Annotated in this window: 17 protein-coding genes and 3 pseudogenes; 7 read left to right on the top strand and 13 right to left on the bottom strand. The window is 59.9% G+C overall.

The features are described from left to right. Window positions 1-82: 82 nt before the first annotated feature. Window positions 83-376 (bottom strand): annotated as a pseudogene (locus AC57B8_RS07885) (IS5/IS1182 family transposase); the annotation flags it as partial. A gap of 430 nt (window positions 377-806) precedes the next feature. Between AC57B8_RS07885 and AC57B8_RS07880 the strand changes: the two are divergent. Continuing rightward, on the top strand, window positions 807-1,766 hold the full coding sequence (locus tag AC57B8_RS07880; RefSeq protein ID WP_496479187.1) for a LysR family transcriptional regulator: 960 nt from the start codon (window positions 807-809) through the stop codon (window positions 1,764-1,766). 901 nt (window positions 1,767-2,667) lie between these two features. Here AC57B8_RS07880 and AC57B8_RS07875 read toward each other — a convergent pair. Further along, window positions 2,668-3,375: pseudogene (locus tag AC57B8_RS07875) on the bottom strand (transposase); the annotation flags it as partial. 134 nt (window positions 3,376-3,509) lie between these two features. Between AC57B8_RS07875 and AC57B8_RS07870 the strand changes: the two are divergent. Next, window positions 3,510-3,857, top strand: coding sequence for a type II toxin-antitoxin system prevent-host-death family antitoxin (locus AC57B8_RS07870; protein WP_307695802.1), 348 nt, complete (start codon window positions 3,510-3,512; stop codon window positions 3,855-3,857). After that, window positions 3,857-4,504, top strand: coding sequence for an ATPase (locus AC57B8_RS07865; RefSeq protein ID WP_496479186.1), 648 nt, complete (start codon window positions 3,857-3,859; stop codon window positions 4,502-4,504). The genes AC57B8_RS07870 and AC57B8_RS07865 overlap by 1 nt, the downstream gene beginning before the upstream one ends. Window positions 4,505-4,751: 247 nt before the next feature. Here the strand turns inward: AC57B8_RS07865 and AC57B8_RS07860 are convergent, their stop codons facing one another. Then, entirely contained in the window at window positions 4,752-5,285 is a 534-nt protein-coding gene (locus AC57B8_RS07860) for a hypothetical protein (protein ID WP_496479185.1), read from the bottom strand. Between the two features lie 494 nt (window positions 5,286-5,779). Between AC57B8_RS07860 and AC57B8_RS07855 the strand changes: the two genes are divergently transcribed. Then, window positions 5,780-6,526: an MHYT domain-containing protein gene (locus tag AC57B8_RS07855; RefSeq protein WP_496479184.1), complete on the top strand. Its 747-nt coding sequence runs from the start codon at window positions 5,780-5,782 to the stop codon at window positions 6,524-6,526. Between the two features lie 475 nt (window positions 6,527-7,001). Then, a complete protein-coding gene (locus AC57B8_RS07850) occupies window positions 7,002-7,844 on the top strand; it encodes a hypothetical protein (protein ID WP_496479183.1) in 843 nt (280 codons plus the stop codon). A gap of 174 nt (window positions 7,845-8,018) precedes the next feature. Here the strand turns inward: AC57B8_RS07850 and AC57B8_RS07845 are convergent, their stop codons facing one another. From AC57B8_RS07845 to AC57B8_RS07815, 7 genes are all read right to left on the bottom strand, one after another. Next, entirely contained in the window at window positions 8,019-8,225 is a 207-nt protein-coding gene (locus AC57B8_RS07845; RefSeq protein WP_496479182.1) for a hypothetical protein, read from the bottom strand. Window positions 8,226-8,468: 243 nt separating this feature from the next. After that, window positions 8,469-9,125 carry a hypothetical protein gene (locus AC57B8_RS07840; protein WP_496479181.1) on the bottom strand — a complete coding sequence of 219 codons (657 nt, stop codon included), beginning with the start codon at window positions 9,123-9,125 and terminating at the stop codon, window positions 8,469-8,471. A 14-nt stretch (window positions 9,126-9,139) separates the two neighbouring features. Then, window positions 9,140-9,991 (bottom strand): fimbrial biogenesis chaperone, encoded by an 852-nt coding sequence (locus tag AC57B8_RS07835; protein ID WP_496479180.1) that lies wholly within the window; start codon window positions 9,989-9,991, stop codon window positions 9,140-9,142. Next, window positions 9,988-10,491, bottom strand: coding sequence for a hypothetical protein (locus AC57B8_RS07830; protein WP_496479179.1), 504 nt, complete (start codon window positions 10,489-10,491; stop codon window positions 9,988-9,990). Before AC57B8_RS07830 ends, AC57B8_RS07835 begins: the two co-directional genes overlap by 4 nt. Beyond that, a complete protein-coding gene (locus AC57B8_RS07825) occupies window positions 10,488-11,042 on the bottom strand; it encodes a hypothetical protein (RefSeq protein ID WP_496479178.1) in 555 nt (184 codons plus the stop codon). The genes AC57B8_RS07830 and AC57B8_RS07825 overlap by 4 nt, the downstream gene beginning before the upstream one ends. Before the next feature lie 133 nt (window positions 11,043-11,175). After that, window positions 11,176-11,904, bottom strand: a complete 729-nt coding sequence (locus AC57B8_RS07820; protein WP_496479177.1) for a hypothetical protein — start codon at window positions 11,902-11,904, stop codon at window positions 11,176-11,178. Between the two features lie 21 nt (window positions 11,905-11,925). Then, window positions 11,926-14,211 (bottom strand): SdrD B-like domain-containing protein, encoded by a 2,286-nt coding sequence (locus AC57B8_RS07815; RefSeq protein ID WP_496479176.1) that lies wholly within the window; start codon window positions 14,209-14,211, stop codon window positions 11,926-11,928. A gap of 1,641 nt (window positions 14,212-15,852) precedes the next feature. Here AC57B8_RS07815 and AC57B8_RS07810 point away from each other — a divergent pair. After that, a protein-coding gene (locus tag AC57B8_RS07810; RefSeq protein ID WP_496479175.1) for an IS3 family transposase occupies window positions 15,853-16,988 on the top strand; the annotation gives its coding sequence in 2 pieces (ribosomal slippage) (window positions 15,853-16,108 and window positions 16,108-16,988; 1,137 coding nt in all). 366 nt (window positions 16,989-17,354) lie between these two features. On the opposite strand, the gene AC57B8_RS07805 is transcribed toward AC57B8_RS07810, so the two are convergent. Together AC57B8_RS07805 and AC57B8_RS07800 are read right to left on the bottom strand one after the other, a co-directional pair. Continuing rightward, window positions 17,355-17,708 (bottom strand): H-NS histone family protein, encoded by a 354-nt coding sequence (locus tag AC57B8_RS07805; RefSeq protein WP_496479174.1) that lies wholly within the window; start codon window positions 17,706-17,708, stop codon window positions 17,355-17,357. Between the two features lie 213 nt (window positions 17,709-17,921). Then, window positions 17,922-18,176: pseudogene (locus AC57B8_RS07800) on the bottom strand (IS3 family transposase); the annotation flags it as partial. 1,040 nt (window positions 18,177-19,216) lie between these two features. Here AC57B8_RS07800 and AC57B8_RS07795 point away from each other — a divergent pair. Then, window positions 19,217-19,708 carry a hypothetical protein gene (locus tag AC57B8_RS07795; protein ID WP_496479173.1) on the top strand — a complete coding sequence of 164 codons (492 nt, stop codon included), beginning with the start codon at window positions 19,217-19,219 and terminating at the stop codon, window positions 19,706-19,708. Window positions 19,709-20,092: 384 nt separating this feature from the next. Here the strand turns inward: AC57B8_RS07795 and AC57B8_RS07790 are convergent, their stop codons facing one another. Further along, window positions 20,093-20,989: a LysR family transcriptional regulator gene (locus AC57B8_RS07790; protein ID WP_496479172.1), complete on the bottom strand. Its 897-nt coding sequence runs from the start codon at window positions 20,987-20,989 to the stop codon at window positions 20,093-20,095. Window positions 20,990-21,005: the final 16 nt, after the last annotated feature.

Below are 21,005 nucleotides of genomic sequence, written 5' to 3'. Positions count from 1 at the left end.
AAAACCATGCCATGGAGCACGTGCCGCGCATGCTTGAACGGCATACATCGTGCTCGCTTATGCGGGGTGGGGCGCGTTAACACTAAGAGCGGCTAACAAGACGGGGCGAGAGTTCGAACACTGATGATGCAGCAGGCCAAGGAAGCAGCGCGACATGAATCTCTGTGCGGCGCTCGAATCGGGCGCGCAGCTTGCCCAAGGCAGCCAGCCAGGAGTGAGTGCGTTCGACCACCCAGCGGTGGCGCCCGAGCCAATCATTGCGCTCGATGCCCTTGCGAGCGATGCGATCCTTGATCCCGTGGCGCTTGAGATGGGCACGGCATCGCGTGTAGTCGCAGCCTTTGTCCGCACCCAATTTCTCGGGCCACGAGCGCGGCGCGGTGACCCCCAACCCCGAACGTGACTGCGTCGTTCAGACACATTCGTGGGCATCAGACATACAGCGGCTGGCTGCATGAAAGAGGCGACAACTACCTTGACGCGCGCCGGTTGGGCCCCGTGTGCGGGCCCCGCAAGGGCTTGGCACGCTGGCCCGTTCTATGCTGACTCGGCTGAAGTCGAGCTTGTCGGCGCTGCGCAGTTCGAATAACAGTCTCAGGTGCAGGCCATGCCACACCCCTGTGGCCTACCAGTCGCGGCCGCCCGCCCTTGGCAGAAGTGTCACCACGGGCAACAATGGCGCGATCTTCTTGTACAGCGCCGCGCTGATTTCCTGGTTTCTGATTCGTCCCATCGCTCCTCAAACGCATTCCTCGCGCTTGGCGATGAAAGGATTTTGTTAGTCGCTCTTAGACTTTTATTCATCAATGACAAGTTCTACGCCTCGCACATTAATCAATTTACGACAGCTTGAAGTGCTGCGAGCCGTCATGCGCTACCGCACCACCATCGGAGCCGCAGAGGAGCTTGGTATGTCGCAACCGGCGGTCAGCAATGCGATCAAGCTGGCGGAAGCAAAAATGGGGTTTCTCCTGTTTGACCGCATCAGCAATCGACTCGTGCCCACACAGGAAGCGCGCATCCTGTTTGCCGATGCCGAACCGTTGTTCCTGATGCACCAGGCCATCCAACAAAAAGCATGGGACCTCCGAACAGGCCAGGCCGGTGTCCTGCGCATCTTTGCGACAGCGGAACTGTCAGAATTTCTGGTGCCCAGAGTACTGCGGCATTTCATCGCAGATCATCCGGATGTAAGGGTCACGCTGGAAACCCTGCGTATGGACGACCTTCTGGACGGTGTGGAGAGCGGCATCGCCGACGTCGGCGTCGCGATGAAACCTCCAACACGGCCCGGACTGATTCGTGAAGTTCTGATTGAAGCGGAGATTATGTGCATCAGCCCGATCAATGATCCGTTGCATGACCTGCCAGTGGTGACGCCGTACGATTTGAGGGGGCGGCGCTTGGTGGGGCCGCCACCGGGTAGCCCGTTGGGCGCAATGATCGCGGAGGTGTTCCAACGTTCGGGGGATCATTTCGCGCCAGATTTTGAAATCCGCTTTGCCAATGTGGCCAGCCCGCTTGTCGAAGAGGGACTCGGCATTGGGCTGGTAGATGAACTGACGGCGAAATCAGGTTGGCATTCCAAGTTCAAAGCGCACCATTTTCGGCCTCGTGTTGCTATTCCCGTGTGCGCCATGCTGCCTAGGGACAAGCCTCGGCAACGTCTTCCGCGTGCCTTCATTGACCATGCACGCAAACTGATGCAGGAACAGTTTTCTGCAGTGGTGCCTTTGGAAACTTCAGAGCCGGCCGCGCGAATCTGAACACGGCCTAGACATGATGGTCGCCTTGCCTGGATAAGCGGCCGGTCTCCAACAACGTAGGTTGCACGCCGAGGCGTGCAGAGCTACATGCTGTGACTTTCGTCGTCAGCAACAAGCAGACCGACCATGGAAGTGCATATCAAGTTTCACGTGAGCCTTGACGTCCACAAGGACAGCATCAGCGTCGCGGCAGCCGAACCTGGCCGGGCGCCGGGACGGTTGATCGGCAAGGTCCCGCACGACGTGCACAAGTTACTGAGGGTGCTGGTCAAGGTCGGCACCGCCGAGCAACTGCACATCGTGTACGAGGCTGGCCCGACGGGCTTCGGGCCGCAACCAAGGCCTTGTCGAGGCAGTTCACGTCACAAGATCTCAACGAAGCTGTCAGAGCGGTCTGCCAAGCGGCCAAGAATCCACCGTGTTGGCCTCCGGCTGACAGGCCTGTGCACGCTCAAAGGCAAGGCAGTCACGGCGTTCGCTGGAGTCCTTCAAGAAGGAAGAATGCGACATTTCTATCTGGCTGGCCGTGCGACATTGGAGCTTGGGGTTGACAAAAGGTCTGCAAAGACAACGCACTTGCCGATCCTGATGGGGACCTTGGGGCGAGGTAATTCAGCAGCCTGTTCATATGGTCGCCTCTGTCAAGAATCATCGGTGCATGTGTTTTTGGCTGGATGTTTGGGGGATCGATCGGGTGATGCGACTCGAGCGTTGCAGCGACGATGAATCAAGCTCATATCCGCGGATTCAGTACCTGCACTTCATCGATTCGTCGTGGGTGGGCCTGCCTCGCTCTAAGGTCGGGGATCATCCTTGCGGTGCCCTGGTAACAGGCTCGAGGGTTGCCCTATCGTTGCTCGTGCCGCATCACCAGATCGATCCCGAGGGCTTCCTTCGCTATTCAGATTGGCTCGACTTTCTCGCGCTGCGCCTGCATACCGACGGCCCAGACGAAGCCGGCCAGCTCCCTTGCGACCGCTACGCAGGCCTTGTTGGCTTGCAGGCCACGCGCATTCAGGGCTGCAAACCGCTGGGTCAGCCGCAGCTGCGCCGTCCAGGCCACCCTTCGTATCGGCTCGGACAACTCTTGCTGTCGAGCCTGCGCCCTTTGTCCTATGCGCGCCTTGAAGCGGCAATTCCAGGCGGCCTCGGTCAACAGTCGACGTGCATGCGCGTTGCCCGTCTTGGTGATGCTGCCGCGGCTCGTGCGCTCGCCGCTGGAGTGCTCGGACGGAGTCAGTCCGAGATAGCCCATGAGCTTGCGCGGATGGGCAAAGCGCCCGAGGTCGCCGATCTCGGCCACCAGGCCAATCGCCGTGATCGCGGCGACACCACGCAGTGCCTGCAGTGCACCGACCACTGGCTCGAAGCGCCAACCAGCGATCGAGGCCTGCAGCGCCTTCGTTAGCCGATCGACGCGATCATCTACCGCCGTCACGGCCTGCCAGTATTCGGTGAACGCCGTCTGGGCGGCGCCGGCGCCGAAATTCAGCGTCCCCAGCCAGCGGTAGTAGGCACCGCACCACGAGGTCTTGCCGGTGTAGCGCACGTCATGGCGCAGCAGGAGGCCCTTGAGCTGATAGCGGGCTTGCATGCGGCTATGGACTGCGTGAGCCTCTTGAGCCGGATTCAGACCTTACTGCTTTCGCCCTTCGTGAGCGAGAGCGACGCGCAGGAGGTTGCCATTTCTGAAAATTGTCTATTTTTGCCATTTTTGCCATAATGGCGAAAAAGGAGCACATCATGGCCGCCGTCCTGCCCAGCCTCAACGACCTACCCCGTCAGAACGCTTCCCACGTCAAGAACCGATGGGGCGACGTGGTTCGCCAGGTCCAGCAGTCGGGCAGCGTGGCGGTCACCAACCACTCGACAGTGGAGATGGTGCTCCTGACCGCAGCTACCTACAACCAACTGGTGGAAGACGCACAGGCACTCAAGGCGCGTGAGCAGTCGGTGCTCGATGAACTCGGCCGCCGCTTCGACGCACGCCTTGGCGTGCTGCAGCAGCCGGATGCCTCGGCGAAGGTGGGCAGGCTGTTCGCGGCCAAGGGCAAGCTGGAGCGGCGTCCCAAGGCCGGCGACACGTTCTGATGGCAGTGGCCGCGCGTCCGTTCATCCTGGTGCTGGCCGGAGTCAACGGAGCCGGCAAGAGCTCGGTCGGGGGCGCTTTGCTCGCCGATCACGGGCTGACTTGGTTCAACCCGGACACCTGCGCACGAGAACTGATCACGCAGCTCGGTCTCACGCAAGAAGAAGCGAATGCCCTCGCCTGGAACCTCGGCCGCGAGCGACTGGAGGCAGCGATCGCGCAAGGTTCCAGCTACGCGTTCGAAACCACGCTGGGCGCGAACACCATCCCCGCATTGCTCGCCCGCGCCGCATCAAGCCACGACGTGATCATGATTTATTGCGGCCTTTCTTCGCCCGAGCAGCATATTGCCCGTGTACGAGCCAGGGTGGCCCGTGGGGGCCACCACATTCCCGAAGCCAAAATTCGCGAGCGCTGGATCGCGTCACGTGCCAACCTCATTCAACTGCTGCCGAAGCTGACGCGGCTGCAGGTCTTCGACAACAGCGCAGAAGCCCTGCTCGGAGAAGACATTGCCGATCCGGTCCTGGTGCTTGAACTGAGCTTGGGCGCGCCCATTTTTCCGCAGCCCAACGACCTCACGGTGCTCGCAGCGACGCCGCCGTGGGCACGACCCATCGTCCAAGCGGCAATCGAGTTGCTGGGCTGACAAACGCCGCGGAAGGCACCTGTTCAGGCGGCAAGGCGTTCGTCGAGGCTATAGCTATACATCCACGACTTCCTAGGGCTCACGGTGCGGGCTCCCCGCGCAGCCTGAATTTCAGATCAGCTCTTCGCGCCTTTTTGCGTCACTGTAAGGACTGCACTCCCCCACATCACCCCACAACGCCAAGGAATCTGATGGCGCGGGTATGAGGGCAGCGATGAGCCCAGCTGCTCGGAGGATTCGGATCTTGTCAATGTCCTCGGCTCGATAGAACGAGTTCAGCAAGCGTGAAGTCGCAATCTGTCTGAAAAGTCCATGGCCATTTCTGCCAAATCCACTGCTTCACGACGCGGTTCTGATCGGGTTGCGTGCATCGCGCTTGATGTTGATGTTGCGCAGGTGCGTGGGCGCGCACCTCAACATCGTCGTTGGCGCGCTGCTCCAGCCGCGTCACGGACACCAGCCACGGTGCAGCGCCCAGCCTTCGGTGCTGCGGTGCAGGCGACAAATTTCCTCCGATCGCAAGACGAGGCCGCGCTGTTGGCGCAGAAAACCGTCCCCCTCGGATTTGGAAAAACGCAGCTGCGTCGGTTCGACCTCTAGCAGCCGGCCCAGCCTGCCCCAGCTCGGGCACTCCGCGCAAGCCGATGAACAACTGCGCGCCACGCGGCAGCCGATCGATCAATTCCTGCACCAGGCCGAGCACGACCGGACTCTGCAGCACTGCGAAGCGGTCAAGGAGGAGTGCCAGCGGCGTTGGGTGGGCGGCCACCGTGTCGATCAAGGCGAAGGCGAGTTCGTCGGGCCCCTGCCCCTCGAGCGGCTACAGCTTGCGCAGCGCGGGAACTCATCGCGGAGCCTTTCAGCAGCAACCGAGATCTCGCGCGTGAGCAAACTTCTTCGGCGAGTTTCTGCCCAAGGCACCGCGATCCCGGATCGGCGCTCAGCGAAAACGCAGCCACATCTTCAACAGAAATCACCTCGCGGCCAAAGACCTTCGCGATGCCGAATGGCGCGTTCACGCCGAACAAGTACGTGCGACGTTCCGTGACGTCCTCACATTCCTCGCGATGAATTGACAAAATTTAATCTTTATTTATTACTTTAAATTTAATACTTAAAACAAAATAGCTCATACCGGCTGCTACCCGCGGCCTTACAAGCTCGGCTTAGATCCAGCACTCGTCAGTGCCGATATCGGCGTTGCGGTCCCTTTCGATCGCAAGGAAGAAAAAAGCGGCCGAAGCCCGATTTTGCTGTCACACATTCAAGGATTGCATGGGCACACCGCTCTGGCCTTCATACAACGTGCCGTTGGTCGCGTTGTCTTATTTAATTTCGGTCTCGGGCTCTTTCATCGCGCTCATCGCCGCACGCCGGATCGTGGGGCCGGGAGGCCGAATCAACCTCTATCACGCCGCCACCGCAGGACTCGCCTTGGGCGGTGTCGGTGTGTGGGCCATGCACTTCATCGGCATGCTCGCGCTGCAATTGCACGTCGGTGTGTCGTACTCGATGGGCGAGACGCTGATTTCATTGGTCGCTGCCGTCGTAGCAACCGCCATCGCACTTGCCTACGTAGCTGCTGCGCCTCGCAAGAAGGTGCGTCTGCTCGTGGCCGGCTTCCTGCTGGGCATGGGTGTCGTCGTCATGCACTACCTAGGCATGTTCGGCATGCGCTTTGGGGGCTTCATCGCCTGGTCGTATCCGATCATCGGCCTGTCCGTGCTCATTGCCGTCATCGTGGCGACCGTGGCGCTGTGGCTCGCATTCAATACACGCACGCTTGTCATTCGGGCGCTGGCTGCTTGCGTGATGGGCGGTGCCGTCTGCTCGATGCACTACACCGGCATGGCGGCCGCGAGTTTCATTTGCACCACAGCCAACCCGCAGGCGATTCCTCAGGGCCTGGCCGTCGTCAGTGGTTTGCAATTGCCCGGCTGGGTCTTGATGTTCACCATGTCTGCGTTGTTCCTCCTTGCACTCGATCAGTTCGTACGTCACACAGGAGAGTCGGCGAGCTAACGCCGGGTGGTGATTTGCTCCTGGGAGTATGTTGGTGGAATTCGCAAGTTCGACACCAATCACAGCGGATCTTCACGATGGATGGTCGTGTTTGTTTCACTTCAAAAAAACAACCAACGGTCGTTATGCGGGCTTCGCAGAAATATCACTTTGTGGCCTCTTGCAAGGAGACATTGTGATCATGCAGCAGCCCTCATTAGACGTCGCAGTTGCTCATATCAAGTTGCGGGCCAGCCAGTTTGTTAGTGCACGAACTCCAGCCTTGGAAATAAAGGGCTGGCGAAAGCGAAGCCAGTGATTTCACATTTTCAACGGCACTCTATCGCGAAGCCTGTCAGCGGCAATCCATCAAGAAATGCTTGGACACCTTCGACCGCATGGCAGTGACGTCATCGAAAGAACCGAATCTCGCGCAGGACTGACACATCTCTCTTGTACATTCGGTGCGTTTTGAAATTTCCTGCAAACAAACATCATGTCGATCTCACACTGGACCATCCCTGCACTGACCGCATTCATGTTCGCAACGCCACCCGTAGTTGCGCAGGAATCCATCAAGCCTGCCACAACCGTTGCGCGCTTCACCATCAAGGATGCTCGCCAGGCCGTGGCCGTTGATGCCGCCTCGTTCTATGCCATCGACAACCGCGTCATCGCCAAATTCGACAAGAAGACCGGCACCCAACTTGCGCGCTGGGAGGGCGAAAAAGACGGTCCGATCATTCACATGGACAGTGGCGCAGTCCTCGATGGCAAACTCTACACCGCGCACTCGAACTATCCAGCCTGGCCCATGACCAGTTCGATTGAAGTCTGGGACGCAGCCTCGTTGAAGCACCTGCAAAGCCACAGCTTGGGTATCGACCGCGGGTCGTTGACCTGGATCGACCGCGATGCTTCCGGCGGATGGTGGGGCGCCTTTGCAAATTACAACCGCGTGTTCGACAAAAGCCCCATTGCGTATGGAAACAAGTACACCACGCAGATCGTCCGCTTTACGCCCGAATGGACGGTGGCGCAGGCTTGGGTGCTGCCCGACAAACTGGTGGAAAAGTTCGGTGACATGAGCAACTCCGGTGGCTCATGGGGGCCGGATGGAAAACTCTACATCACGGGGCACGACAACACCGAGCTCTATGTACTGGAGTTGCCAAAGATGGGCTCTGTTCTGCGATGGACCGGCACCATTCCCGCTGATCTCGCGGGCCAAGGCATTGCTTTCGATCGCAGCGAATCCGGCATGCTCTACGGCATTATTCGTCGCTCGGGCAATGGTTCTGAAGTGACGGCAAACCGCATTCCCCTGCGCCAGCCATAAAAGGAAAAGCAGCCTTCGTGGCTGCACCAACAGCCGTCCTGGCGGTTGAGGCTCGTAGGCTTGGGTCCTTTCCCATCGATCTGACCGCGGTGAGAAGGAGTCCGAAGGCTCCGCCGTCACATCAACCTCCGCTCCGCCATGGATAGCGTTGAACACCCCGCGACAATGAGGTGATCAATCAACCCCAATGTCACCGGTGCTTGACCTTGCCATATGCAGCGTGCTGGCACGAGCGAAGCGAATTTCCAGGTGATGCGGATGACTGGATTGGCTGACGTGCATCGACGCTGTGCTGCGCAGCATTGAAAAGCGCTTGGCCAGCCTGAACATGGCGGACACACTACGGGAAGTCGGTTCGGCCATCGTTTCGATTACGTTCATGTCAGCTTTGTCTAAGCTGGCCTAATGCGTCGGCGATAGAGGTGTATTCGAGTAACTCTCTGGATCGTCTCTCCATCGCGGAAGCACTGCGTGTTGATTTCCGCCTCAACCCCACTGGCTCAATTTCCGGACGGCGCCAACACTGCGTGATCCTGGTTTAGAACGACAAAGCGAGCCCGTTCATGGGAAATTCCTGTCGGGATGGACGCATGCCCTTGGAATGCAGAATCCGCACCTGCCGAATCAAGGTGTTGTTGCTGTGTAGGTCACAGTATTGCCGTAGGTACCCGCTGCCAGACTGGTGGCCGCGAAGGTAGCGGCATAGGTGAAGGTGCCAGTCATTGCCGTGAGGCTAGTGATGGACGAAGTCGTTGCTCCGTTGCAGGCAGCCAGGCTGTTGCCCGGATGCTGAACGGTACCCGAAGCACCACTCACTACGGTGACGCTACTGGTGCCAGGGACGCCACCTGCCGTTGCGCCCGCTGCAAAAGCGGTTGCACCAGCCAATGGGCTCAATGAACACGTAAGCGTCGTGCCCGCAACGTTGGTATATGCCGCGACCGTCAGCGTACCCGCTGTCGACGTGGGGTTGGTGCTTCCCACCGTCGTGGTGAGTGCGGGAGGGATTGCACCGGCATAGGCCCGGGAATTACCCGGAGCGGGGCTCGGCTTGGCCGTGAAAGTCACGGCAGACACGCTGGCATCAGCATTGCCAACCCGAAGCATCACATATTTGGCAATGGCGATATTGAAATTCAGCTGAACGGCGGCCGTTAACGTGCCCGTGTTGCCCGAGACAACCTTTTGGTCCGCGTGCGCCACCGGTGCGGCGAGCAGGCACAGTGCCAGAAGGTGCGACAAGGCCACCGCTTGACGAGTCCGCACCTTGCTGGCTATCACTGGCAACGGTCGTTTCACTTGAACTCGGCATTAACCTTGAAGCTACCGTTCTCCCAGTCCAGCGTACCGCTGCTTTTGACGGGATACGTCACTTCGAGGGGCTTCTGGTTGGGTTCGGTTTTGACGCTCAGTGGCAGTGTGCGGGTTTGCCCGGGCATGACAGGCGTGCCTTCGGGTACCAGTTCAAACTCCACGCCCTTGGCGTCCACTGCGTCCAGGCTGCCATCCAGCCGTCCATGCGCATCGCCGGTATTACTGACCGTGACCACTGGCGTGCGTTTGCCGTTGACCTCCTTGACACCCACCCGCGTCAACGCGAGTTGGGATTCCGCGCCGTTCACGCTCAGGTAAACCGCCACGGCGATGCGCCCGCTCACAGGCAGGCTCAAGCTAGCGCCCCCCCCTTGGATCAGGGAGTTGTAAGCTGGCTCGACCCCTTCGATTGCCAGCATGAAGCGGCATTCGCCACGCGGCGCATCGGTGGGTATGTCCACCTGAAAGCGAAACGAGGCCCTGCTGCCGGCTCCGATCTTGACGGTTTTGCGCTCCAGCGTGACCCACGGCCGGCAACTGTTGGACAACAGTTCATCGATGTAGGTGACGCCGCCTTCAGTCGAGTAAGACCAATCAAGGGTCCGCACCGACACCTCGGTGGCACTGCGACCCACGTTGATGATGTCGAGCGACTGCCCCACACGACCGGCGCTTTTTCCAGATAGCTCATAACGCGAAGGCGAAATGGCAATTTCGAACGGAGCGGCCAAGGCCGATGCTGTCACGAGCAACGCCACCAGTGCCATGCAAACGTTCGCCAAATTTGCTCTCAGGGTTTGCCGCCACCTCACGGCCTGTAAAACCCAGCTCATGGTGATACCTCAATCTCAAAAAAAGACTCAAAGGCCAATCCCGCGCCCGAGCGCAACTGCAGCTCACGCAGCTCGATCCGCATCGTCAGGTCCAGCCCCACACTCATGTAAGTCTCGCGCACCATGCCAGACCAGACCAGGACACGCTGGCCGGGGCGGGCTATGCCGTCGGCAAAATGCCCATTGCCGCGCCATTCCACGCGCAAGCCGGTAGGCGAGCGCAAACCGACAATGACGGCCGGGACCACGTAATAGATTCGCGCCGGCTTGCCAACAAAGCGTGCTGTGGCCAGCTTGTACTCGACCCGACCAAACTTGACGATGCCGACAGTGGGGGCTGGCCCCGCCATATATTTGTCCAGCGGCTGGCCTTGCTCGGACAGCATGGGCGACGATGTCACTTGGCCGCGCGGCGAGGCCGAATCATCGAGCCGCTCGACGTGAGCGAAGCACGGCGCTGCGCCCAATGCCAAGCTCAGCACCAGCACATGCAGCTTCATGGCAGCGTGGCCGTATATGTGACGGTGCCGCTGTAGTTGCCAGCCGGATACGCCACGTCGTTGATGTACATGAACGTCATTGTGTTGGAGACGTCAAACGTGCCTCCCACCAACGATATCAAAGGGTCAGCGGTCGAGTTGAGCTGACCGCTTTGAATGGTCTTCGGCGATCCCCCGTCAGAGAAATATCCACTTTGAAAGTCCAACGAAGACGGGGAATTCGTGGTCCATCTGATCTTCGAAAATGGGATGGCTGTGCTGCCGCAGCCGCCCGAAATGCACGTGAGCGCTGGAGGATAAGTCACCGTGGTTGTAACGTTCTGCGGTACCTTTGAGGCGGGCACTTGCATCTTCATATTAATTGCCACCGCACCACCGCTACTGGCCGCGATGGCAACCCCATTGCCATTAACAGCAGCCGCATAGGGCAACGAGTTGCCTACCGTTGCGCCGCCTACATTGAACTGGACGGTATCAATGGCGCCGGCCGTCGCTGTTCCCACCCGCAAGGTGAGCGTGCGAGTTCCGAGATAAATACTGCTGATCGTCACGACCGCCCCGGCCTCGGACACGAGACACAGGGCGGTCACCCCTCCCACGACCATGCGCAACCACGCGCGCGCGCGCACTCGGGAAGGTCGTGGCCTGGGCACGTTGGGCCCCCTGGGGTGGCGCAGCACCAGCTTACAGCGTCGTTGCCGTGTAGGTGACGGTGTTGCCGTAGGTGCCTGCGGCCAGATCAGTAGCCGTGAAGCTGGTGCCATAGGTAAAGGTCCCGCCCAGGGTCGTACGGCTGGCAATCGTCGAAGTGGATGTTCCGCAAGCAGCCAACGTTGCACCGGGAGTTTGCAGGTTGCCGGCCCCCGCGACACTCGTCACTGTGATGTCGGTGGTACCAGGTACACCAGCCGCAGTTGCGCCTGTTGCGAAGGCAGTTGCACCACTCAATGCGCTCAACGAGCACGAAAGGCTGGCGCCCGCAGAAGCATTGGTCCAGGCGCCAACCGTCAACGCACCCGCTGACGTGGTGGGGTTGGTGGTTGCAACCGTCGTACCGATGACGGGCGGAATCGCGCCGGCATATGCCAGCGAGTCGCCCGGAGCGCCTGCAATCGCCGGGTTGGGGCCAACGGAGAAGGTCACGGCCGAGACGGTCGCGTTTGCATCGCCGATCCGAAGGACGACCACTTTTTGCACAACGACACTGACATTGACTCGCGCCGTAGCGATTGCCGGTGCAGTGGCAGCCTGCACGCCGATAGTTTGCTCAGCCATGGCATTGCCGCTGACCAGGACCAGACCGGAGCAGATAGCCAAGGACAGAGCGCTTAGCAGCTTTTTCATATCAATTTTCCTTTTCATATTCTTAATTGCATTGTTGAGCTCCTTCGGCGACAAGTCGCTGCCGGACACCCCTTTTTGTTAGCTGCCTGGTCATTGCCCCACCCGCACCACGGGGATGCGGGCGCTGGCCTGACCACGCAACGGAACGTCTACGTCCAAACTTCGATCGGATGCCACGCCCCAGGGCAGCGGCACGCTTTCGAGCTTGAGCGTCAATTGGTGATGGCCGGTGGCTACCATCGGAAATTCGAACTGGCCGTCGCGGTCGGTGGTGACACTTTCGCGCCCGTCCAGAAAGACCTCAACGCTGGGTGCACCACCTTCGCCGACCTGCTGCTCGCCGTCACGGTTGGCGTCGAAATACACCACGCCCCGGATGCCGCCAGAACCAGCGGCGTCGACGCTGCGCACGCCGACAGCCCGGTAGGGTGAGCCGCTGCTTCCCTCCCAGCGCAGGTAAACATAGAACGACTTGTTGTCGCTACGGCTGAGCAGCGGAGTCAGGAAGGACGAGCCCGACACATTCGCCACACCCTGACCTGGGTTGGTCTTCAGCACGGCCTGGTTCAGGCTGACCATGGCGCCGAATCGCCAGCCGCCGCCAAGATTGCGCTCGGTGTTCAGCGTTCCCGAAAGCCCACGACTGGTGGACAGGTTGCTGGTGCTAGAGGTGTAGTTCAGGTTGCCACTCATGCTCCAGCTTGCGTCGACCCAGTAGCGAAACCGGATGCCTGCTGTGGGATAGGTGTGCGTGACGCCACCATTGCGGTCGCGCGCCAGGCCCAGGATGGTGGAGAGCTCGGGGCGCATGGTTTCGTACTTACCGGTGATCCAGTCTTGTTCCCATTGAAACTGATCGCCGGTAGCGGCCGGAGCATCGGCAACCAATGCGGCATTGCTGTACACCGTGGCGCTGAAGCTGCTGCTCCCCCAGTCGTAGAACCGCGTTCTGTAGAAAGCGCTGGCGTTGAGGCTTCGCAACCCGCTGGAAGTGAGCGCGGGTAGTACTGAGCCGTTGTTGTAGCGGGTATCGCTGACGTTGATATTGCCGCCGATCGATGTGTCTCGGCCCAAACGGTATTGCGCGTTGGCGTTGACGGCGACGCGGCTGTCGGTAATGCGACCTGGATCGCGATGGGGATTTTGCTGCCCGTAGTCAATACCCCCACCCCAGCTGAGACGGGAGCCCGCATGGTCGACGCGCCAATAGCCGCCCCGGTTGTCGGAAGCCAGTGCGTAATCGCCAAAGAGCAGATTGGGGCCGGCGACGTACGTGCCCAGTTCATGGCGGAAACGCCCGGACATGAAGCCACCTTCGACAAAAACGCCCCGAGCATTGCTACTGCTACTTACTGAGCTTGCCGAGGTCTGACTGCGCAGCAGCATGACGCGAACCTTCTTGTCGCCGTCGGCAAGCAACTCGCGGCCGTAGCCAAAGGAGGCTGCCACAGTGCGAACTCCCATGGTTGGGCCGATGGTCGGGCTGGCCAGCAGGTTGTAGTAATCCAGAGGCGCGACCCCAGTGGCTTGGTTGAATTGCACACCGGCATACAGATTGCCGGCAAAACGCTGGGTGTAGCCTAGCCAGGCCAGCGTGCCCTTGCTTGCCTCAAAGCCAGGATAAGGCCCCCCGCTCAGGTAGCCACGCTTGCCCACGCCGACGCGTAGATCAAAATCGCTCGCAAACACTCGGGTACTCAGACCGCGCACCGTGCTGTTACCCAGCGACAGCCTGTAACTGCGACTGAAAGCATCCGTCACTTCGCTGGAAATGTCCCCCAGTGAGGTGTCGGCAAAGGTGTGTGGCGTGATCGGGAAGCCCAGGTTACGCAAGGTCAGGCGGGCGTTCGATGTTTCGCTGGCGTAACCCAGCAGCCCCGCATTCAGGAAGGGGTCACCGCTGCTGTGACGTCCATCGGCCTGCAGCAAGATGTCGCCGTAATTCAGGGTTTCTTGACGGTATTCGGTGCGCAAGCCAAATTCGCTGGCCCGGCTTGGACTCAACCCCGTCACCTTGGATTGGGCCAGTCCGTAACGGCTTTCCACCATGTAGCTGCGAAACCCCATTTGAGACCCGTCAGGTGGCAAGCCATCGGCGGCATCGAGCGCAGGCAAGGTGCTTGGGTCCATCACCTTGTCCTCGTAGGCCTTGGGTTTGCCCTCAATCAGCTTCTTCAATCGTTCCTGCTCTGCCTGAAAGCGGTCCAGCGATTGCACCTGCGCAACGACTGAAGCGGTTTCAGGCATTTTTCTGCTCATGTCGGCTGCAAACACGTGCGCATGCACGCCCACGGCAAGCAGCGCCAGCGCTGCTTGCCGTGGGCCGAGTGCCGCCTGGGGCAACCCCGGTATCGTGACAAACGCAAGTTCTTGCATGGGACATCAGTACCGCCTACATGAGCACTGCTAATACGTAAAAAACCTGTTCAAGCGGTAAACGACAAGTCGCCACAGCCTGTGAGCCAAGCCGGCGACATCCGGGAAGGCCCGCAGGCTGGAATAGAGTTGGCCGGACCAAATAGGCTCGGCTTGCTGGGTAGACTCATCCAGGGTGATGCTGGAATCCGTCTGCGCTGCGTTGACTGACCACACGAAAGGACGGCAAAGCGAATCGCATCAAGTTGCGCAAGACTGGCTCGCGCCAATACGCTGTTCAATGAGTTGCAACACGTTACGACGATGATGCGCTTCGCCGCGAGTCGTACGAGGCATCTGCACATGGAGGCCGAACACGATGGCCTACTGCTGGCGCGTGAGATTCGATGCAAGCGGGCTTTGCGTTCGCTGCTTCGGAGCAAGCCCTCTGTGCCGGGAGCGGTAATTGCGGCAGAAGATAGCGGCGCTTCAGAGTGTTCGTTAAGCGTCACGATCACCTTGAACGTTCCTGCTCGTCAGCAACTGGATACTCTCCAAGGTTCCCGTGACGGCGTAGAACTGGGGCACGATGGTGCTGCCGGGCTGGCGCGGGACGCAACTTTCGATCGAGACGAACATGGGCCGAGTGCCCTGGCCGTCGATGCAGTGACCCATGAAGCTTGACGATAGCAAGCTCGTTCCATCAACGGCAAAGTACCGGGCGCATCGATGATGCAACTCGCAAAGTACCCCCAGGCACGGCTGCAGTGCCGTTGTCATCAACTTGCCGCCGGGCGCTTTCATGTCACCGTCCGTTTCGTACCTGCGACTTGGCAGATCCATCGAGGCGTGACGTCGCGCATCGAGACGAATTGCTCAAGGTCTTCGAGTGCGCCATTGTGGTGATCGTCGATGTCGAGCTGTTGCATCGAATTCGCAGAGAGGCGGTTTAATTTTGGCGGGGTTTCACTGCTTGATAGGCCAAGCTACGCCCGTAAGCTGGAATGCGACCTGACCAGCACAACGACGAGCGAATTCGCTCGGCCAGCCCGTGACTGACATTTCGAAGGAAACTCATTGCGCTCATCCGGAGCGATTGATCAGATTCGCCCCGGCGACTATCCGAGCCCGAATTACAAGCAAATGCCCACAAATTTACCCCCCCCATGACGGGGGGCATCCCTGCTTGAGTCGCAGAGGAGGTGCCGGTCATGCGACTTCAGACCGCTTCGCAGATGACTGTCCCAACCCTGCGTGGCGACAACGCGCAGTCGGGGAAGTCCTTCTGTAGGACCCGATGTCGCGGATGTGGAGGTGAATCTCTATCTGGTGGACAAATTCCGATTCAGCATGGAGCTGCGCCGCGCCTGAGGCCCATCACATCCACGACTTGACGGGTTTCAACCGGTCGATGAAGCGCACCATCGAAACCGCCGACGCTCGAAAACGAGCGGATCAGCCGCGCTACTGCGTCAGCGCCGGAGGGTGTGCTGTAGCCCCTCAAATCTGCTAACAACGCGCTTCCTTGTCTCCGGATGCAGCTCGTGAATCCAGGCGGTCAGTACACCCCGCCCCGGATAACCAAGGGCGCGCCTGACCTGCCCCCTCCCGGCCGTACCAGCGTAATGGCAGTGAAGTCCGTCAACTTGGAGAATGACGGACATGAGAAAGAGCAGATACACCGAGGAGCAGATCATCGGTTTCATCAAGCAAGCCGAGTCCGGCTTGCCGATCAAAGATCTGTGCCGCAAGGGCGGCTTCAGCGATGCGACCTTCTACAAATGGCGCGCCAAAAACGGCGGGATGGACGTGCCCGATGCCAGGCGCCTGCGTGAGCTCGAGGCCGAGAACAACAAACTCAAGAAGCTGCTGGCCGAAGCGCACCTGGACATCCACGCGCTGAACACGGCCTTCGGGGTAAAGCGATAGCCCCGCAAGCCAAGCGCGCGGCCGTCGCCATCATGATCGGGGAATGCGATCTGAGCGAACGACGCGCCTGCAGGCTTGTGGGGCTCTCCCGCGACAGCTACCGCAACCCACCCGAGGCCGATGCCATGACGCAAGAGCTCAGCAACAAGATCGTCGAGATCGCGCATGCACGTCGGCGCTTCGGCTATCGGTGCATCCACGACATGCTGCGCCCGCACTTCCCGGGCGTGAACCACAAGCGCGTCTACCGCCTGTACAGCGCCGCCAACCTGGCGGTGCGCAAGCGCAAGAAGGTCAAACGCCCCGTCAACGAACGCGTGCCGCTGCAACTGGCCACGACGGTCAATGAGGTGTGGAGCATGGACTTCGTCAGTGACAGCCTGAGCACGGGACGGCGCATCAAGTGCTTGACCGTGGCCGATGACTTCAGCCACGAGTGCGTGAGCATCTCGGTGGACTGGGGAATCTCGGGGCAATACGTTACGCGACTGCTGGATCAAGCGGCCGCGTTCAGAGGCTACCCGCTGGCTGTGCGCACCGACAACGGCCCGGAGTTCACCAGTCGCGCCTTCATGGGCTGGGCGCAGACCCATGGCATCCGTCACATCCTGATCGAGCCGGGACGGCCCATGCAGAACGGCTACATCGAGAGCTTCAACGGCAAGTTCAGGGACGAGTGCCTGAACGAACAGTGGTTCGAGACGCTGCAACAGGCCCGATCGTCCATCACGCTCTGGCGCCAGGACTACAACGAGGTCAGGCCGCACAGCAGTTGCCAGCGAATGCCTCCGTCGAAGTTCGCCGAGCTGCATCGCCAGCGCGCTGGCGATGCAGCTCGATCCACTTCAACAACCACCGAGATCAATTAATCTTGCAACCCCGGACTTCCTCGTTATGAATGGCACGACAGAAGGGGGCAGGTCACGCCCGCACAGCCCACTGGTAAGTCGAGGTATCGCTCGTATTCCCGAAACCAGCTTGTGAGGCAATTCTTCGTCAGGTAGCCCTGCTGACGAATGGTCCCCACGAGGGGTTCCCGCAATTTTATGTAATGCATGAGCGCTCAAATTTACCCATTGTGCGAATACATGACCTACCCTCAGGTAGGTCCGAGTTTTCGTATGAATCCCCCTCGGATCAGAGATCAACGGGACTCAACAAACGGCGCCGCCGCAAACAAAGAGTTCTCTCGGACAGTGAAAACGCGTTGAGCGCCGTCGCACCCAATTCCGTCGTCATTTGATCAACAAATCCTCGGCTGACTTTCCAGCCTCCAGGGCTGCTTTGAACCAAATGGGCCGAGGTCCTCGCCCACTCCATGCGTTGCCATCTGCGTCCTTGAACTTTGGCATGCCCGCCTTGGCAACTGAACTCTTGGCATTGCGGGTGCTGCTGTCGCTGCTCTTTTTGACCGCAGCGACTCGACTTGAAACAGCATCAACACCAAGATCGGCAGCCGTGAAGCCGTATACCGCGACTGCCTCTTTTATTCGGCGAAGGACCCCATCGGCTTCCTTTTTTCGAAGCTTCTCTGCCTCTAGCTGCAACTGCTCGATTTGCTGTTGCACCTGTAGATATGTCTTCGCCATGGAGAACCTTCAATGTGAAAAGGCCTCGAGCTTATACCGAAACATCTTCCACTCCAGTTAACGATTCTTCCTACCTATACTTTTTTCTTAAAATCTGCCTATCTTGTCAGGATAACAGCCTCTTGCACCTCAATTGTTGCCGCCGTTCAACTTGCATCGATCTCGGAGCCCCGCCATCCAATTCGCACTGAATTTCGTATGTTGCCGCTACTTTTAACTCATTGGGAATACGGCAAGGCGGGATCCAAGGAAGACCTTGATCCGTTTCTTGTTGTACCGGCGGATGTATGAGTGAATGAACTTACCAATGGTTGTGGCCTGCCAAGGCTGAGGACGAAACCACTTCGTTTCAGCCCTCCCTCGAAGAAACAGCCGTGTTGTCAGGCGAGCACCCGCGGCGCGACATCGAGCGAATCAGTTTCGCATCGCCGATCGCGACATCCACCTAGGCCAGTGATAGTGGGCCCCATAAGAGGTGGCTCCGGAAATCTGAACATTGAGGAAAAACTCGGATTGCTTGAGATGCGGTAGCCCCGTGATGCGCGCTATCTCGCGCTCCGAAAGCTTGTCCCGCACGTGCAGCCGTCGGATGACTACCGCCGTGCCCGTCGGCAACAAGTGCATCGACTTGACCGTGGCCAGCGCAGACGTGCTCTGTGCATTGCACAGCCGGGTTTCAGCCTTTTGATTCCAAAGACAGCATGCGCCAACCTGGCGATGTGTCGCGGGTCATCTCTGAAGGCGATGGGGTAAGCGACTCGACAGATCATGGTGAGCCAGTCGCTGGCGACTGTGTGCTCGCACAGGTCATAGAGTTCGCCTCTGAACTCGTACCACCAGGCCTCTTGATCGGTCAGGGTGCGCCCGGCGATCATGAGGGGACTGGCGGGCTTCCACATGGGCGCATGCTATCGCGCATGCCTTCAAGTCCAAAGCAGACATTAACGGCTTCGAGGTCGATGTCGGCAATCGCTGCGGGAAGGTGGGAAGTCCCTTCGTATTCGCGGTAGCCCACCGCCAAAACCGCGCCGTGGGTAGAAATCGCGCCCCTATCTATGTTGGCGAGCGAGGCAATCGGCCTCGCTCTTCGACAGGAGTACGAGCATGATCCTTTCCGCGCCGGCGGTTTCTGCGCTGCGCCAGCGCTTGCTCGACGACATGAGCATGCGCAAGCTCGGCCCCAAGACGCAATCGGCAGACGTCCGCGCCGAGCACTACCTACCCCGCGTAGCTTCCTCCATCGCTCCCCCGACACAGCCACCGCGGAGGATCTGCGGTGTCTCCAACTGCACCTGGTCGACCGCGGCGTCCCACGTGCGCCGTGCGGTAGCAGCTACTCATGTCGCGATACTGAGCAGTTATCGAAATATTACCGCCGCACAAACTCGTGCACCCAATGGTGAGCGCTGCCGCAGGCCTCCAAGCCGATCAGGCACGGCGGTACCGCCGAAGGCGCGGAACTGCGATTCAGCAAACCGCTCAAGCGCACCCGCAACGACACCGTCCTGATGGACCTGGCGTTCAACTACAAGCGCCTGCGCGATGAGGTCGGGGCAACGGGCACGGCGGTGACCAAGCGGCGTGCAAGCGCTCAGCTCGGGGTTGCGAGCCGGCGCGACCATGTGCTGTGGGGCCTGGGCGGCATGAGTGCCGCAAGTGCCGCTGTCACGGTGCCCTATCGCAGGCACCCGAGGTTCGCTCGCACTGTCTACGTCCATCGCACAAGACCCCTCGGGGATCAGCAGTTCGTTCGCTGTGGGCTGATGCCCGATCCGGAAGCGCATGCAACCGAGATCCCAATGTGGATATTCGACGCGGGCGCCAGCAACTGCATGCACCCGTCCAACAGGCCTACCATGAGCATGGAAGCGCTGCGCGAATCGAAGTCGTTGCTCACCCTTGCTCGCCGTCCTTTGAGCGCCTCCGATCCGGTGCTACAAAGACAAAGCGGGCACCGTGACTTGTCGTCGAAAGGGAGACGCTCGTGCCAACCGTTCTGAAGTCGCCACTTCGGGCGATGCAATGCAATTGGCGCTGCTTCGACCGACTGGTTGTGAAGCGCCAATAGGTTGTATCCGGTGTTCATCCGGACTGGGCTTGAGAGACTGGAAGTCGCCAAACACCCAATCGACTCAGGATACCCAACCGGATGAACACCCATCAGCATGCCCGACTGACCTTTGCTCGCCGACTTAAGATGGTCATGGCGGTGGCCTATAGGATCAATGCCAACCTGCTGCGCCACTGGGCCCATGAGGGAGAGCAGCCCATTGGAGCGGTGCGCGACGAGTCGGAAAGCGACGCTGCGACACGGCCTGGTCCAGCATTCAGCCGGTGGCAGTCCCGACGGCCAGCTCGACAGCAGACATCCGTGTGGTACTCAACTACCTAAGCCGGTGATCAGACCGTGTGACGTCGATGAAACGCCGCGCCACGGGGCTTTCCTGCCCCTCCATCCATGCAAGAGCCAACGTTGTAGGCGCCGTGCGGCCACCATCGACCAGTTCTCGGTAGACCACTGAACCTTCGCACTGACCGCGCATGACCTCTGGCACCAACGCTACGCCCAGACCGCTACCCACCAGGGCCAGCACGGTCGCAACTTGGGTCGCTTCCTGCGCTACTGCGGGCACGAAACCGACAGCCTCACAAGCCGCTAACGCGGCGGCATGCAGGCCGGCCGCTTCGGCCGCGCCATACATCACGAAGGGTTCACGCGCCAAGTCTGCCAGCCGCAGGTTTGGCTGTTCCGCCAAGGGGTGTTCCTTGGGCAAGGCAGCCATGAAGGAGTCGCGTTGCAGCGTCAATAGCGTGGCGGCATGCGACTGCAGCAATGGCGTTCGCACAATACCGACGTCCAGTGCTTCCTCATTCAGCATCTCAAGGATGCGGGCCGAAGTGGCCTCGCGCAGCACCAGTTCCACGTTGGGATACTGGTCGCGAAATCGAGGGATCAGCGACGGAATCAGCCCGTAGATCGCAGAGCCGACGAAACCGATGCGTAGCCGCCCGTCCGTACCTTGGGCCGCGTCGCGCGCCATGCGCTGCAACTGCTCCCCGTGATAGAGCAACCGCCGTGCCTCAACCAGCGTCGCTGCGCCGCTGGCCGTCAGCAGCACGCCGGTCGGCGTACGCTCAAACAGCTTCGTGCCCAGTTCCGTTTCCAACTTCTGGATCGAAACTGACAGCGCCGGCTGGGCAATGTGCAGGCGTTCTGCAGCCCGGCTGAAATTCAGCGTTTCTGCGAGCACGTGAAAATGACGGATGCGGCGCAAGTCCATGGACGTAACTGTGTTC

This window comes from Variovorax sp. BGA-UO-ETr-C22 (assembly GCF_059567965.1).
This window is presented reverse-complemented; position numbering and strand designations above follow the sequence as displayed.